The sequence below is a fragment of the Nocardiopsis sp. CC223A genome, assembly GCF_030766825.1.
GTDB lineage: Bacteria > Actinomycetota > Actinomycetes > Streptosporangiales > Streptosporangiaceae > Nocardiopsis.
This window is the reverse complement of record NZ_JASFDV010000008.1, coordinates 31,892-47,849: the sequence shown is the minus strand read 5'-3', so window position 1 is coordinate 47,849 and position 15,958 is coordinate 31,892. Positions and strand designations below refer to the sequence as shown.

General features: G+C 73.2%; 11 protein-coding genes and 1 pseudogene. 4 read left to right on the top strand and 8 right to left on the bottom strand.

Going from position 1 to position 15,958, the window contains the following annotated elements:
* Positions 1-959 precede the first annotated feature (959 nt).
* The 7 genes and pseudogenes from gatA to mnmA form a co-directional block, all read right to left on the bottom strand.
* A complete protein-coding gene (gene gatA, locus QJS33_RS05040; protein ID WP_306366671.1) occupies positions 960-2,459 on the bottom strand; it encodes an Asp-tRNA(Asn)/Glu-tRNA(Gln) amidotransferase subunit GatA in 1,500 nt (499 codons plus the stop codon).
* Positions 2,460-2,461: 2 nt separating this feature from the next.
* The gene (gatC, locus tag QJS33_RS05035; RefSeq protein WP_306366670.1) at positions 2,462-2,761 is read right to left on the bottom strand and encodes an Asp-tRNA(Asn)/Glu-tRNA(Gln) amidotransferase subunit GatC; all 300 of its coding nucleotides are present in this window, start codon (positions 2,759-2,761) and stop codon (positions 2,462-2,464) included.
* Positions 2,762-2,805: 44 nt separating this feature from the next.
* A complete protein-coding gene (locus tag QJS33_RS05030) occupies positions 2,806-4,995 on the bottom strand; it encodes a bifunctional diguanylate cyclase/phosphodiesterase (protein ID WP_306366669.1) in 2,190 nt (729 codons plus the stop codon).
* A gap of 318 nt (positions 4,996-5,313) precedes the next feature.
* Positions 5,314-7,575, bottom strand: a complete 2,262-nt coding sequence (gene ligA / locus QJS33_RS05025) for an NAD-dependent DNA ligase LigA (protein ID WP_306366668.1) — start codon at positions 7,573-7,575, stop codon at positions 5,314-5,316.
* 27 nt (positions 7,576-7,602) lie between these two features.
* Positions 7,603-8,646, bottom strand: a complete 1,044-nt coding sequence (locus QJS33_RS05020; RefSeq protein WP_306366667.1) for a methionine synthase — start codon at positions 8,644-8,646, stop codon at positions 7,603-7,605.
* Positions 8,647-8,937: 291 nt separating this feature from the next.
* A pseudogene (locus tag QJS33_RS05015) lies at positions 8,938-9,432 on the bottom strand (DedA family protein); the annotation flags it as partial.
* Between the two features lie 161 nt (positions 9,433-9,593).
* Positions 9,594-10,691 (bottom strand): tRNA 2-thiouridine(34) synthase MnmA, encoded by a 1,098-nt coding sequence (mnmA, locus tag QJS33_RS05010; RefSeq protein ID WP_306366666.1) that lies wholly within the window; start codon positions 10,689-10,691, stop codon positions 9,594-9,596.
* A 74-nt stretch (positions 10,692-10,765) separates the two neighbouring features.
* Between mnmA and QJS33_RS05005 the strand changes: the two genes are divergently transcribed.
* Positions 10,766-11,947, top strand: a complete 1,182-nt coding sequence (locus QJS33_RS05005; RefSeq protein ID WP_306366665.1) for a DUF695 domain-containing protein — start codon at positions 10,766-10,768, stop codon at positions 11,945-11,947.
* Positions 11,948-12,124: 177 nt separating this feature from the next.
* Entirely contained in the window at positions 12,125-13,072 is a 948-nt protein-coding gene (locus tag QJS33_RS05000) for a hypothetical protein (RefSeq protein WP_306366664.1), read from the top strand.
* A gap of 116 nt (positions 13,073-13,188) precedes the next feature.
* Here QJS33_RS05000 and QJS33_RS04995 read toward each other — a convergent pair whose 3' ends face one another.
* Positions 13,189-14,052 (bottom strand): helix-turn-helix domain-containing protein, encoded by an 864-nt coding sequence (locus QJS33_RS04995; RefSeq protein ID WP_306366663.1) that lies wholly within the window; start codon positions 14,050-14,052, stop codon positions 13,189-13,191.
* Between the two features lie 211 nt (positions 14,053-14,263).
* On the opposite strand from QJS33_RS04995, the gene QJS33_RS04990 reads away from it, so the two are divergent.
* On the top strand, positions 14,264-15,178 hold the full coding sequence (locus QJS33_RS04990; protein ID WP_306366662.1) for an alpha/beta hydrolase: 915 nt from the start codon (positions 14,264-14,266) through the stop codon (positions 15,176-15,178).
* Positions 15,179-15,312: 134 nt separating this feature from the next.
* On the top strand, positions 15,313-15,600 hold the full coding sequence (locus QJS33_RS04985) for a DUF4287 domain-containing protein (RefSeq protein WP_306366661.1): 288 nt from the start codon (positions 15,313-15,315) through the stop codon (positions 15,598-15,600).
* Positions 15,601-15,958: the final 358 nt, after the last annotated feature.

Sequence of the window (15,958 nt, the reverse complement as noted above, 5' to 3'; positions counted from 1 at the left end):
GACTCCGGTTCTCCTCCCGGCTGTGGCCAGGGTTCCCGGGCGGGTGAACAACCCCCCGGGGCGGAGGCCCCGGCTCTCCTCCCGGCTATGGCCAGGGATCCCGGGCGGGCGGGCAACCCCCCGGGGCGGAGGCCCCGGCTCTCCCTCCGGCTATGGCCAGGGATCCCGGGCGGGTGAACACCCCCCCGGGGCGGAGGCCCCGGCTCTCCCTCCGGCTATGGCCAGGGATCCCGGGCGGGTGAACACCCCCCCGGGGCGGAGGCCCCGATTCTCCTCCCGGCTATGGCCAGGCACCCCGATCGGGCGGGCAACCCCCCGGGGCGGAGGCCCCGGTTCTCCCTCCGGCTGTGGCCAGGGTTCCCGGGCGGGTGAACAACCCCCCGGGGCGGAGGCCCCGATTCTCCTCCCGGCTATGGCCAGGCACCCCGATCGGGTGGACACCCCCCTTGGGCCCGAGCCGAGTACCGCCCTACCCACACCCCCTGAAGCCAGGGCGGGAAGATGACCGCGGCCTCAACCCCCTGCGGCCCGGGCCCAGCGATGTCCTCCGGCCGGGGCCGAGGTTTCCGTTCGGGTGGGACACCCCCTGGAGTTGGGGCGGAAGGACACCCACGGCCTCCACCCCCGCGTGCCCGGGACGGAGGGGATGCCCGCCCGAACCCCTGGAGTCGAAGGAGGCGATCACCCTCCCGCAGCGCCTGAGACCCCATACAGCCCCACCCGCCACCCACCACAACGTTAAAAGAGCACAGGCGGGCACTCAGGCGACCCGCCCCACCCCGACCCGCGCCGGGAAAGCGGGCACGGCTTCCGCTCCCGGAGCCCTGGCCCCCGGCGACGCGCTCCCGTCGGGGTCGAGCGCCTCCGGGACAGCGGACAGAAGGCGACGCCCCCGGTGGGCGCACACGACGGCGCCCGCCGCCCCGACACGGGGGCGGCGGGCGCCGTCGTGCCGATCGCTAGCCGTTGACCGCGTAGGGGCTGCGCGCGATCAGTGCGCCGTCCCGGTCGGTCAGGGCGCGCTCGACCGCGGCCGCCACCCGGTAGGTGCGGTCGTCGGCCAGCGGCGGCGCCATGATCTGCAAGCCCACCGGCAGCCCGTCCTCCGGCGCCAGGCCGCACGGCACCGACAGCGCCGCGTTGCCCGCCAGGTTGGACGGGATGGTGCACAGGTCCGCCAGGTACATCGCCATCGGGTCCTCGGCGCGCTCGCCGATCGGGAACGCGGTGGTCGGCGTGGTCGGCGAGACCAGCACGTCCACGTTCTCGAACGCCGCGTCGAAGTCGCGCTTGATGAGCGTCCGCACCTGCTGGGCGCTGCCGTAGTAGGCGTCGTAGTACCCGCTGGACAGCGCGTACGTCCCCAGCATGATCCGCCGCTTGACCTCCGGCCCGAAGCCCTGGGCGCGGGTCAGCGACATGACCTCCTCGGCGCTGCGCGTGCCGTCGTCGCCCACCCGCAGGCCGTAGCGCATGGCGTCGAACCGGGCCAGGTTGGACGAGCACTCGCTGGGCGCGATGAGGTAGTACGCCGACAGGGCGGCGTCGAAGCTGGGGCAGGACACCTCGACGATCTTGGCGCCCAGGGACTCCAGCAGTTCCAGGCTCTCGTGGAAGCGCTGGCGCACCCCGGCCTGGAAGCCGTCGCTGTCCAGCTCCTTGACCACGCCGACGCGCAGGCCGTCGATGTCGCCGCGGCGGGCGGCCTCGACGATCGGCGGGACGGGGGCGTCGATGGAGGTGGAGTCGCGCGGGTCGTGCCCGGAGAACGCCTCCTGGAGCAGAGCGGCGTCGAGCACGTTGCGCGCGAACGGGCCGGGGGTGTCCAGGGAGGACGCGAACGCGATCACCCCGTACCGGGAGGAGCCGCCGTAGGTGGGCTTGGCGCCGACGAGGCCGCACACGGCGGCGGGCTGGCGGATGGACCCGCCGGTGTCGGTGCCGGTGGCCAGGGGGGCCTCGAACGCGGCGACGGCCGCGGAGGACCCGCCCGAGGAGCCGCCGGGGATGCGGTCGGTGTCCCACGGGTTGCGGGTGACCTGGTAGGCGGAGTTCTCGGTGGAGGAACCCATCGCGAACTCGTCCATGTTGGTCTTGCCCAGGATGACCAGCCCGGCCTCGCGCAGGCGCGCGGTGACGGTGGCGTCGTAGGGCGGCTGCCAGCCCTCCAGGATCTTGGAGGCGGCGGTGGTGGGCATGTCCTTGGTGGTGAACACGTCCTTGTGGGCGACGGGCACGCCGGCGAGCGGCCCCTGCTCCTCGCCCGCGGCGCGGCGGGCGTCCACGGCCCGGGCCTGCTCCAGGGCGGTCTCGCGGCGCACGTGGAGGAAGGCGTTGACGTCGCCGTCCACGGCCTCGATCCGGTCCAGGTAGGCGGTGGTGGCCTCCTGGGCGGAGATCTCGCCCGCCTTGATCGCCGCGCCGAGGTCGGCGGCGCTCAGGCTCACGATGTCGCTCATGGCTACTCCTCCTCCCCGAGGATGCGCGGGACCCGGAACCGCTGCTCCTCCACCGCCGGGGCTCCGGACAGGGCCTGCTCCGGGGTGAGGCACGGCTGCGCCTCGTCGGGACGGAAGACGTTGGTCAGCGGCAGGGCGTGCGAGCTCGGCGGGATGTCGCCCTGGGCGACCTCCTGCACCTTGGCCACGGCGGTGAGGATGTCACCGAGCTGGGCGGCGAGCGTGTCGAGCTCGCTCTCGTCGAGCGCCAGCCGCGACAACCGGGCGAGGTGCGCGACCTCATCGCGGGTGATGGCGGTCATGAGTGACTAACCGTTTCTTCGGCGGACGGACTATCCCGTCAATCCTATGGCTCCCCCGCCGTCCCCGGTGCCGGTACACCGAGGCCGGGACCCGGATCACCCGGCCCACCATCCGACCCACCGAGACCGGAACCCGGACCCCCCGCCCGACCACCCGACCCACCGAGACCGGAACCCGGATCACCCGGCCCACCACCCGGCCCGCCACGGCCGCCCTCCCGGTGCTCGGCGAGCCAGGCGGGGACGTCGGCGGCGGGCATGGGCCGGGCGAAGTAGTGGCCCTGGGCGGCCTGGCAGCCGGTGTCGCGGGCGGCCTCGGCCAGGGCCCGGGTCTGGACGCCCTCGGCGGTGGCGCGCATGCCGAGCGCGTTGACCAGGGCGATGGCGGCGCGGACGACGGTGGGCCCGTTGCCGGTGCCGTCGGTGAGGCGGGCGGTGAACGACCCGTGGATCTTGACCTCGTCCAGCGGCAGCCCGGCGAGCTGGACCAGGGTGAAGTGGCCGGTCCCGAAGTCGTCGAGGGCCAGCCCCACCCCCAGGTCGCGCAGCCGGTGGACGGCGGCGGTGGCGGCCTCGGTGTCGGTGATGAGGGCGTTCTCGCCGATCTCCAGAACCAGCCGCTCGGGTGGGATCCCGTGTTCGGCCAGGGCGGCGGCCACGGTGCCGGGCAGGTCGGGGTGCAGGAGTTCGCGTACGCCCAGGTTGACGGAGACGGGCAGCATCACGCCGTGCTCGCGCCAGCGCGCGGTGCGGGCGAGGGTGATGTCCAGGACCTGTCCGGTGAACGCCCGGAACAGGTGGGACTCCTCCACGACCGGCATGAACTCCCCGGGTTCCAGCAGTCCCCGGGTGGGGTGCCGCCAGCGGGCCAGGGCCTCCAGTCCGACGGGGTGCCCGTCGTCCAGGCTGACCTTGGGCTGGTAGTGCATCTCCAGGGCGCCCTCGGTGAGGCCGCGGCGCAGTTCGCTGAACAGGCTGAGCCGGGCGGTGGAGTTGCGGTCCTTGCCGGGGTCGTAGGACTCCACCCCCGAGCGGGCGGACTTGGCGACGTACATGGCGACGTCGGCGCGCTGCATGAGGTGCTCGAAGTCGACGGCGTCCTCGGGGTGCAGGGCGATGCCGATGCTGGCCTCCAGGTCGAGGTCCATGCCGTCGAGGCGGACGGGTTCGCTCAGGGCGCCGCGCAGCCGGGCGGCGACCTCGGCGGCGGCCTCGGTGTCGCGGATCTGGGGCAGCAGGACGGCGAACTCGTCGCCGCCGAGCCGGGCGACGAGATCGCCGGGGCGGACGCTGTGGGTGAGCCGCCCGGCGACCGTTTGCAGCAGCCGGTCCCCGGTGGGGTGCCCCAGGGTGTCGTTGACCTCCTTGAACCGGTCCAGGTCGAGCAGGAGCAGACCGACCCGGCCGCCGCGCCTGCGGGCGGCGTCGATCTCCTGGTGGGCCCGGACGGTGAGGAGTTTGCGGTTGGCCAGTCCGGTGAGTTCGTCGTGGTTGGCCTGGTGGTCGCGTTTGACCGACAGCAGGGCGCTGGCGTGCAGGGCGAGGAGGGGCAGCGCGAACAGCGGCACGTACAGCACCGAGTGGGTCGCGGCGACGGCGACGAGGGGGGCCAGGGCGATGAGGACGGCGTTGATCCGGGCCTGGCGCCCGATGCCCTTGGACATCACCTGGGACAGCGGCACGCGTTCGTGCATGGCGACGGCGCAGGTCACCAGCACCCGGTTGACCAGGAAGTAGGCGGCCCCGGCCAGGCCGACGGCGAGGAGGTCCTCACCGGCGGGGATCCAGTCGGTGGCGCGCAGCGGCGGCAGGACCAGGCGCAGGACGGCGTCGGCGGCGCCCAGGGCCAGCACGTACTGGGCGGCGTTGAACGCGGTGCGGTGGGCGGCGTGGCCGCGGGCGAACCCGGCGACGACGGTGGCGGCGGCCTGGACGAGCCCGGCCAGGGGCAGCCCCTGGAAGATGACCAGGGCCAGGGAGAACGGCAGCGAGGTGGGGGCGCCGTCGCCGGGCGCCTGCCCTGGGATGGCGATGGGGCGCAGCTCGCCCAGCACGACCATGACGAGCAGGACCCAGGTGAGGGGTTCGACGGCGTACCGGAGCAGGGCGGGACCGGCCCACAGCAGGGCGGCGGCGAGCAGGAGCGTCCCGGAGACGACGGTGCCCGTCATGTACAGCCAGAGCGGGGTGCCGGCGCGGGGGCCGATATCCCGGGTGCTGATGGGGTCTCTCATGCGTACTGTCCTCATGAGGGGGACGCGGAGACCGTCGACACCGTCGGTGCCGCCGCTCCTGATGGTTCCGGCCTGCGGGAGCGGTCACCCCTCCATGACCGAATCCCGGGATCGGTGATGCCCGTTTTACGGGGCACATTGTCCACCTTACGCCGCTTCGTCACCAAGTGTCGCCTGTTCGGAACTATCAGTTAACCAAGATGCGGGTCGATTGTGGCCTGAACCGGGAAAAAGATACGGCGGCCCGGAACGAACCCCGATCCGCCGCCCGCCGAACGGGCGTGCGGATCCGGACCCCGGGCCGCCGTATCCGGTGCGTCACACCTGTTCGGAGGCCTCCTCCGCCGCGGGCTCGGCCGCGTCCGCGGATCCGCCTTCGGTCTCCTCCGCCGGCGGGTTGATCCGCTCCTTCTCGGCGGCCTCCGGGCCCGCCTCCAGCAGCACCCGGAACCCCTGCTCGTCGAGGATCGGCACGCCCAGCTTGACGGCCTTGTCGTACTTGGACCCGGGGCTGTCGCCCACCACCACGAACCCGGTCTTCTTGGACACCGACGCCGTGGCCCGGCCGCCGCGTTCGGCGATGGCCTCCTTGGCCCCGTCCCGGGTGAAGCCCTCCAGCGAACCGGTGACCACCACGGTCACCCCGTCCAGCACGCCCGAGATGGCCTCGTCCACCTCGTCCTCCATGCGCACCCCGGCCGCCGCCCACTTGGCGACGATCTCCCGGTGCCAGTCGACCTCGAACCACTCCCGGATGGAGCGGGCGATGGTCGGGCCGATCCCGTCCACCGCGGCCAGCTCCTCCTCCGAGGCGGCGCGGATGGCGTCCATCGACCGGAAGTGCCGGGCCAGGTCCTCGGCGGCGCGCGGGCCCACGTGCCGGATGGACAGCGCCACCAGCACCCGCCACAGCGGCCGCGTCTTGGCGATCTCCAGCTGTTCGAACAGCTTCTCCACGGTCTTCTTGGGCTCGCCCTTGAGGTTGGCGAAGAACGAGACGACCTTGGGCTCGCCGGTCTTGGGGTCGGTCTTGGGCTCGGAGGTGTCGGGGTCGAGCACGTACGTGCGGATCGGCAGCAGCTGCTCGACGGTGAGGTCGAACAGGTCGCCCTCGTCCTTGACCGGGGCGTCGGCGGGCTCCAGCGGCTGCGTGAGCGCGGTGGCCGCCACGTACCCGAGGGCCTCGATGTCCAGGGCCTTGCGCCCGGCCACGAAGTACAGCCGCTCGCGCAGCTGCCCGGGGCAGGACCGGGCGTTGGGGCAGCGCAGGTCGACGTCGCCCTCCTTCTGCTGGCCCAGCGGCGTGCCGCACTCGGGGCACTTCTCCGGCATGACGAACGGCCGCTCGCCGCCGTCGCGCTTCTCCTCGACCGGGCCGACGATCTCGGGGATGACGTCGCCCGCCTTGCGCAGCACCACCGTGTCGCCGATGAGCACGCCCTTGCGCTCGACCTCCTGGGCGTTGTGGAGGGTGGCGAACTCCACCTCGGACCCGGCGACGAACACCGGCTCCATCACGCCGTAGGGGGTGACCCGGCCGGTGCGGCCCACGCCCACCTTGATGTCCACCAGCTTGGTGGTGACCTCCTCGGGCGGGTACTTGTAGGCGATCGCCCAGCGCGGGGCCCGGCTGGTGGACCCCAGCCGCCGCTGGAGCGCGAAGTCGTCCACCTTGATGACGATGCCGTCGATCTCGTAGGCGGGCTCGTGCCGGTGCTCCTGGTAGTAGGAGACGTAGGCGCGCACCTCGTCCATGGTGGACACGACCCTGTAGCGGTCGCTGAGCGGCAGCCCCCACTCCCCGAGCAGGGCGTACGCCTGCGACTGGCTCGTGAAGGCCACGTCCTCCGAACCCGGGGCCGGGGTATAGGCGCCCACACCGTGCACGATCATCGACAGCGGCCGGGTGGCGGTGACCCGCGGGTCCTTCTGCCGCAGCGACCCGGCGGCGGCGTTGCGCGGGTTGGCGAAGGGGGTGTGCTCGCCGGTCTCGGCGATGCGCCGGTTGAGCGCCTCGAACGCCTCCACCGGCAGGAACACCTCGCCGCGCACCTCCAGCAGCTCGGGCGCCGGGCGCACGCTCTCGTCGAGCCGCTCGGGCACCACGTCGATGGTGCGGATGTTGAGGGTGATGTCCTCGCCCACCCGGCCGTCGCCTCGCGTGGCGGCGCGCACCAGGCGGCCCTTCTCGTACACCAGGTCCACGGCCAGGCCGTCGATCTTCAGCTCGCACAGGTAGGCGCCCACGGGCACCTCCGCCGAGGCGCGGTCGGCCCAGGCGCCGAGCTCCTCGGCGTCGAAGGCGTTGCCCAGGCTCTCCATCCGCACCAGGTGCTCGACCGCGGCGAAGTCGACGCTGATGGGCGCGCCGACCTTCTGGGTGGGCGAGTCCTGGGTGATGAGCTGCGGGTACTTCTCCTCGATGTCGCGCAGCTCGGCCATGAGGGCGTCGTACTCGGCGTCGGCGATGATCGGGTTGCCCAGGTAGTAGCGGTAGCTGTGGTCGTCCAGCTCCTGGGAGAGCTCCTCGTGCCGGTTGCGCGCCTCGTCGGGGATCTCGGTGCTGTTCTCGGGCGCCACGTGGCCGCCTTTCCGTCTCGTGCTCGACTACGACCTGTGGGGCTCGTCCCGCAGGACCCGCGCCCCGTCCCGCACGGCCTTCAGGGCCGCCCGGGCGTGCTCGGGGGAGGCACCGGCCAGCCCGCACGCGGGGGTGGGCACCACCGCACGGGTCAGCAGGTCAGGGCCGAAACCCAGCCGGTTCCACAACTCGCGTACGACCTCGACGTTAGTCGCCGGGTCGGACATTCGATCGCGCTGCGCGGGGGGCGGATCGACCGCCGGAACGACGCCGAGCAGCAGGCCGACCCCGGCTTCGACGGCGGTACCGATCATGTCGTCGTGGCGCCGGTCGAGCAGCGCGGCGTCCAGGCTCAGCGCCCGTGCGCCGCTGCGGCGCAGCAGGTCCAGCGGGGCGTCGGCGGCGCAGCAGTGGACGGCGGGCACCGCCCCGGCCTCCTCGATGACCCCGAACAGGGTGCGCAGCACCTCCTCCACGCGAACCCGGTCCACCGCGCGCAGCCGCCCGTAGCCGCTGGCGGTGGGCAGTGCGCCCAGCAGGACGGCGGGCAGGGAGGGCTCGTCCACCTGGACGAGGAGGCGGGCGCCGGGCACCCGTTTGCGGACCTCGGCGAGGTGCGCGCGCACGCCCTCCAGGTGGGAGGCGGCCAGGTCGCGGTAGGCACCGGGGTCGGCGACCATGCGCTGGCCGTTGCGCAGTTCGACGGAGGCCGCCATCGTCCAGGGGCCGGCCACCTGGATCTTGAGAGCGCCCTCGTAGGCGTGGGCGTGCTCGGCCAGGACGTCCAGGTCGCGGGAGAGGAAGCCGTGGGCGCGGTACAGGTCGCGGCCGGGGGTGTCGGCGACACGCCAGCCGGTGGGCTGCACCTCGACGGGGAACTCCACCAGGAGCCCGGCGGTGCGGCCGACCATGTCGGCGCCGACCCCGCGGCCGGGCAGCTCGGGCAGGTGCGGCAGGTCGGGAAGTTCGCCCAGGACGGTGCGGACGGCCTCGTCGGGGTCCTCTCCGGGCCAGGACCCGACCCCGGTGGAGGAGGCGGCGGGCCAGGGGTAGGGGTGCTGTTCGCTCACATCGCCCAAGGTTAGGGCAACGGGAGGCCAAGGGACGGTACGGCGCGGCCGTCCGGCCGGTCCGGACCCGGGCGCGGACGGCGGGGCGGGTCAGCCTGCGGCGGTGTGTTCGGGGGCGGTATCGGCCCCGGACCCGGTGTCGGGCTCCGTCTCCCGGGCGGTGCCCGGCTCCCGAACGGTGCCCGCGTCCCGGGCGGCGGCGTCGTCCTCCACGCCCGCGCCCCCGGCGGCGGCGTCGCCCTCGCCGCCCGCGTCCCGGGCGGCGGCATCGTCCTCGACGCCCACGCCCCCGGCGGTCCGCTCGGCCGCCGGTGCCCCGCGGCCCCGCCGACGGCGCACCAGCACCATGGCGGTGACCAGCACCGCGGCCGCCGCGATGACGCCCACGGCGGTCCACGGCGAGTCGAGGAAGAGTTCGAGCCAGGTGCCGACGAGCCCGGCGATGACCATGCCCCACAGGCCCGCCCAGGCCAGGCCGCCCAGGAACACGGCGGCGAAGTAGCGCGGGAAGCGCATCCGCACCACCCCCGCGGACAGGTTGATGGCGGTCTGCATGCCGACGGTGAAGAAGCTCAGGGTGACCACGGGCGCGCCGTAGCGGTCCACGAGGTTCCTGGCCCGCTCCAGGCGGGGTCCCAGGCGGGCGCCCATGCGGCTGCGGTTCACCCCGGCACCCAGCCCGCGGCCGATCCAGTACGTCGCGGGGGCGCGCAGCAGGATGACGACGAGCAGGGTGAAGTAGACGACCCAGAAGGGTTGTCCTTCGAGGAAAGCGAACTGGGGCATGGACCGGTCTCCCAACCTTGACCCCCCTGAGTTTGCATTGCCTTACCTAACCCGGGCAAGGGGCAAAGGTCGGAACGTGATCGAAAAGCTGCCCTGTTCGTCCCTTTTAGTCCGGTAAGTGGCGAGGCTCACGCCCTGCCCACCCGTGGCTCACACCCGGGTCAGGCGGAGACCGCCGCGCGCGACGTCGCGGAGATCGTCGCCGACCCCAGCACCGTGTCGCCCCGGTCGCCGTCGTAGACCACCACGGCCTGCCCGGTCGCCACCCCGGTGGCGGGCTCGGCCAGCCGGACCACCAGCTCGGGGCCGTCGCCGCCGTCCCGCTGGTGCACCGTCGCCCGGTACACCTCGCCGTGGGCGCGCAGCTGCACGTGGCAGTCGGTGGGCTCGGTCAGCGGCTCCGAACCGCTCCACACCGGGCGCACCCCGGTGATCCCGTCCACCCGCAGCGCCTCGCGCGGGCCCACCGTCACCGTGTTGTCCACCGGCTCGATGGACAGCACGTAGCGCGGGTTCGGGGAACCGCCCAGGCCCAGGCCCTTGCGCTGGCCCACCGTGAACGCGTGCGCCCCGCCGTGCGAGCCCAGCACGTTGCCGTCCTCGTCGAGGATCTCCCCCGGCCGCTCCCCCAGCCTGCGGTTGAGGAATCCGGCGGTGTCGCCGTCGGCGATGAAGCAGATGTCGTGGCTGTCGGGCTTGTCGGCCACCGACAGGCCGCGCCGCTCCGCCTCGGCCCGCACCTCCTCCTTGGTGCAGTCGCCCAGCGGGAACATCGCGTGCTCCACCTGCTCGGCGGTGAGCACGCCCAGCACGTACGACTGGTCCTTGGCCTGGTCCACGCTGCGCACCAGCCGCCCGTCGAGCTTGCGGACGTGGTGGCCGGTGGCGACCGCGTCGAAGCCCAGTGCGACGGCACGGTCCAGCACGGCCTCGAACTTGATCTTCTCGTTGCAGCGCAGGCACGGGTTGGGGGTGTTGCCCGACTCGTACTCGGCGACGAAGTCCTGCACCACCTCGCGGTCGAACTCCTCCGACATGTCCCACACGTAGAAGGGGATGCCGATGACGTCCGCGGCCCGGCGGGCGTCGTGGGAGTCCTCCACCGTGCAGCACCCGCGGGCGCCCGTGCGGTAGGACTGCGGGTTCTTGGAGAGCGCCAGGTGGACACCGGTGACGTCGTGGCCGGCTTCGGCCACCCGGGCCGCGGCGACCGCGGAATCGACCCCGCCCGACATGGCGGCCAGTACACGCAAAGTCATAGTGGTTCCAGACTATGCGCCCGTCGGGGGTGTGCGGGGCGGGTGTGGTCGTCCGCTTCTGCGAAAATCGACCCATGGCTCTGTTCCGTCGTCGCCGCTCCAACGACACCACCGACCCGACCGCCGCGATCTCCGCGTTCTGGGAGGCCTGGCCGTCCCTGCGCGGCCCCCTGACCGAGGCCGTCGAGGCGGACCGCCCGGTCGCCGACGAGGCCGCCGAACGGGTGACCGCGCTGGTCAAGGCCCTGCACCCGGACCTGGACTGGGAGGTGGGACCGGCACCGGCCACGCCCAGGCCGGACCTGACCGACCTGGACCTGTCGATGGACGTCGACCCCGACGAGCTGCTGGAGCGGCTGGCGGCGCTGGACGACCCCGGCTCCCTCGCCGAGCCCGCCGCCCACGCCCTCACCCTGCGCCCGGGTCCCTCCGACGACGCCCGCATCCAGTCCGAGCGCTGGGCGCGCTCGGCCCCCGAGGACGGCGCCTGGCGGTTCCTCCCGGCGCGGCCCGCCGACCACGACGGCCTGACCAGGACCCTGCGCTGGGAGGACCACGAGCTGGACCTGTCCCACGTGTCGGTGTCGATGCGCGTGGACCACGCCTCGGGCCGGATCGAGGTGGGCGTCTACCACCCGGACAACATGTTCCTGTCCGAGGAGGTGCGCCGCTCCCTGGCCGACCACGTGGTGCTGCTCGCCCTGGGCGAGGACGACGTGGTCCGCTACATCGCCAAGGTGGACCCGCTCGACGAGTCGCCCATGGACCCGCTGCCGCCCACCTCGATCCCCTCGACGGTCCGCCAGATGGTCGACATGATCGGCGGCGGCGAGGGCGGCTGGGTCACCCTGCACGGGACCGGCCCGGGGCGCGGGCGGGTGACCTTCTCCGCCCGCCACCCGTTGACCCGCCGCGACTTCCCGGCGTTCACCCTGGCCGTGCGCGTGGTCGTGCCCTACGCCGAGACCGCCGCCGACGGTACCCCGGGTGAGTCGTCCGCGCTCGCCCTCCAGGAGTTGGAGAACCGGCTCAACCGGGTGCTGGGCGACAACGGCGCCCTGTTCATGCACCAGACCGTGCCCGGACGCAAGGACATGCTGTTCTACCTCGACCCGGACTCGGGGGCGCTGGCCCCGTTCGAGGAGGAGCTCAAGGGCTGGGCCGAGGGTGACCTCAAGCTCAGCACCCAGCTGGACCCGAACCGGGGCGTGTTCGGCGGCCTGCTGCGCCCCTACCGCGCCTTCTTCAAGAACTGACGGTTCAAGCGGACACCTGTTCGCCGTGGACTCCCGTTGACCATCGGACGACCCGGTGCGGACGGGGACCGCACCGGGGCGCCGTCCGGGTCAAGCCCCGATACCGTGTTGCACATCTGGCGCTCAAGCCCCAACAGGCGTAACGTGGCCTCCCCGCCAGGAGGATGATTCGGCCTGATGGACGGTGTGCTTCCCCGCGCTCCCACGGGCCGGCCACGGATCGCCGCGGTCGGTGCGGTCCTCACCCTGTGCCTGGTGGGCGCCCCGCTCATGTCGCTCTTCCCCCCGGCGCTGTGGGAGTTCTCCCGCGCCCTGACCCTGAGCGACGCGGGAATGGGGCTGTTCCTGCTCACACCGGTGGTCACCGGGGTCGTCCTGCTCATGGCGTGGCTGGCCGACCGCTGGCTGGCCGGGTTCGGCGTCGTGCACGCCCTGACCTGCTCGGTCCTGGTGACCGGCACCGCCATGGCCGTCCCGGTCGTGGTGTCGTTCCTGGCCCCGGACGCCGCTCTGCTGCCGGGCGGCCCCAACGTCAACATCGCGTTCCTGACCGGGCTGATCACCACCCTGGGGCTGGGCTCCGCCATGCTCGCCGCCTGGCTGCCGGGCGACCGCTCCCCCGGCGCCCTGCCCGCCGTGGCCGTGGTGTTCGTCCTGCTGTTGCTGCTCCCGGCGCTGTCCGAGGTGATGCGCGGCCGCACCGCCGCCGAACGCGCCGGAGAGCTGATCCGCGGCTACGGGCGGCCGATCACCGTCCTGGACCACCCGGACTGGACCCTGGCCGCCGCCCACCGCACCCACCGGGGGCTGCGGCTCACCTACCTCGGCGGGGGCGGCGCCCCGCTGTACGTGGTCACCTGGGACAGCGTCTCCGAGGAGATCACCCAGGGCTGCGACTACCCGGGGACGCGGTGCGTCGACGGCGGCGACACCGTCGCCGTCCACCACTCGGACGCCGCCCCGGCCGAGCTGCGCGTCGCCATGGACGACGGGCGGATCGTGAGCCTGTCCCCGGGCTGCGGTGCCGCGGACGACCTCGCCGTCGCCGCCGAGCACCTGCGCCCGGAGTCCCCGGGCGAGCGCGACCTCCTCGCCGAGGACCTGTCCTCCCTCCCCTGGCGCTGACCGGGCCGGGCCCCGTCCGGGCCGGGCCCCGTCCGGGCCGGGCGAGGAAGGGCGGCGAAGTCGGCATGGCGGCCCCTGAGCTGCGGTGATCGTTCGCGGCAGGCCACCGTCCCGGCTCAGCGCTCAGCCTCGGAACGGGCGTCCCCGGCGGCCCAGGAGGCGAGGAACCGCAGCCCGTCGTGCGCGGGCGTGCCGGGTTCGGCCGACCAGACGACGAGCTGCTGCTCGGGGTCCCCAGCACAGGACAGGGCCTCCCAGTCGAGGGTCAGCTCCCCGGCGACGGGGTGGCGCATCACCTTGCTCCCCCGGTCCAGGACCGCGACGTGGTGGTCCGCCCACCAGCGCCGGAAGTCATCGTCCCGCACGGACAACTCACCGACCAGCGACTCCATCCGCTGGTCCCGCGGGTCACGCCCGGCCTCCCGGCGCAGGATCGCCACCGCGTTGCGGGCCACGGACTCCCAGTCGTCGTGGAGTGCCCGGAAGGCCGGCTCGGTGAACAACAGCCGGACATAGTTGCGCTGCTTCTCCGGGACCTGCGCGAAATCGGTGAACAGGGCGTCGGCCATCCGATTCCAGGCCAGCACGTCCAGGCACCGCCCCAGGACGAGGGCGGGGATGGTGGTGAGCTCCTCCAGCAGTCGGCGCAGCTGCGGCTGTACCCGCTGCGCGGCCCGGCGGCGGGGGCGGCCCGGCTCCCGGCCCGCGAGTTCGAACAGGTAGGCACGTTCCTCCTCGTCCAGGCGCAGGACCCGGGCGAGGATCTCCAGCACCGGCGCGGACGCCTGCCTGCGGCCCTGTTCGATGCGGGTGTAGTAGTCGGGGCTGATCGAGGCCAGCAGGGCGACCTCCTCCCGGCGCAGACCCTTGACCCGGCGTTGGGATCCGGTGTGGGGCACTCCGGCCGTCCGGGGGTCGACCTCGGCCCTGCGGGCCTTGAGGAATTCACCCAATTCGTTGGCGCGCGCATCACCGTTCATGGGACCAGTCTCGCAGAGGGCCCGCCTTTCGACAGGGGGCCGGATCTGTCCCAGGACGCCCCTGTCCGGGGCTGCGGACGGCCCATTGTCACAGGTCAAGGCACGTGTGAATCTCGATGGTGCGGCCGCCGGGATTCCCCCGGAAGGGCCGCGGCGAATGGCGGGGATGCTTTTCCCGCAACACACCGACATGAAATCCGATGGGGAACCCATGAAGACCTCTGTCACCTTTCCCAGCAGCGGCCTCGCCCTCGCGGGTCTGCTGTTCACCCCGGACGGCCACACCGGCGCCCCGCTGGCGGCCGTCGTGGTCTCCCACCCCGGCGGCGGGGTGAAGGAACAGACCGCGAGCGTCTACGCCGAGCGGCTGGCCCGCGCCGGGTTCGCCGCGCTCGTCTTCGACGCCGCCCACCAGGGCGAGAGCGAGGGCGAGCCGCGCGGACTGGAGAACCCGTTCCAGCGCGCCGAGGACGTCCGCGCCGCCGTCACCTACCTGACCACCCGCGATGACATCGACCCGGCCCGGATCGGCGCGATGGGCATCTGCGCCTCCGGCGGGTACGTGCCCTTCGCGGCCCAGACCGACCACCGCATCAGGGCCGTGGCCACGGTCAGCGCCGTGGACATCCGCGGCCTGCTGGTCGAGGGCCTGGGCCGGACCCAGGGCCCGGAGGTCCTACAGGGCATGCTCGACCAGGCGGGCGCCCTGCGGACCGCCGAGGCGCGCGGCGAAGCCCCGGCCACACTGAACTGGGCGCCCGAGAGCCCCGAGGGGCTGGAGGAGGCGCCCACCCTGTACCGCGAGGCGCAGGACTACTACCGGACCCCGCGCGGCGGGCACCGCAACTCCACCAACGCGTGGGTGCTGCGCAGCATCGACCAGATCGCCCAGTACGACTCCTACGCGATGATCGAGCTGATCTCACCGCGGCCGCTGCTGATGATCGCGGGTTCGGACGCGGACACCGCCTACTTCAGCCGGGAGGCGATCGAGAAGGCGCGCGAGCCCAAGGAGCTGTTCCTGGTCGAGGGCGCCACCCACATCGACCTGTACGACCGGGACGAGTACGTCTCCCAGGCCGTCACCCGACTCACCGGATTCTTCGGCGAGCACCTGGTCGGCTGACCCGCACCCGGCACAGGGCATGCGCGATCGGGCGGCCCGTGGTCCCACCGCCCGAATGTCCGAGGGGTACGGCAGTCTTCTGCCATCGGCACGGCGCCCCGGTCACGGAGAGCGCCCGGCGAAAGGACCCCCGGATGTCGTTCCAGGCCTACCTCGACACCATCGAGGACAAGACCGGGCTCACCCCCCGCCAGCTCGTCGACCTCGCCAAGGAGCGCGGCTTCGACGCGCCCGACACCAAGGCGGGGGCGATCCTGGCCTGGCTCAAGGAGGACCACGGCCTCGGCCGCGGCCACGGCATGGCCCTGGTCCACGTCATCAAGAAGGGCCCGAAGATCGACGCCGGGCACGTCGGCACCACGGGCTCCCACCGGGACGAGTCCGCTACCCTCTGGCTCGACGGCAAGGCCACCCGCCCCTGACACCCGACCGGCGGACCCCGGACGCACGCCCACGCGGTGCGCCCGGGGTCCGTCGGCGTTCAGATGAGAGCGGTCGCGACCAGGGCGCGCACACCCGCCTCATCGAACGCCCTCACCGGCCCGGTGACCCGTGTGAACAGCGCTCCCCCGTACAGCATGGTCGTGTTCATCGCCAAGGTGAGCGCGGACCTGGGCGGCGGTTGGAGACACCGGAGACGGTCGGTGCGCAACACGCTGCTGCGCCGGGTGCCCGCACGGGCGCTCGACCTGGCGAACTCCTCCGCCGTGGGCTGGGGCCCGGCCCGGACACCTTTCCCGGCCCCCGCCTTTGGGGGTTTCCCTCCCGCCGGAGGTGGTC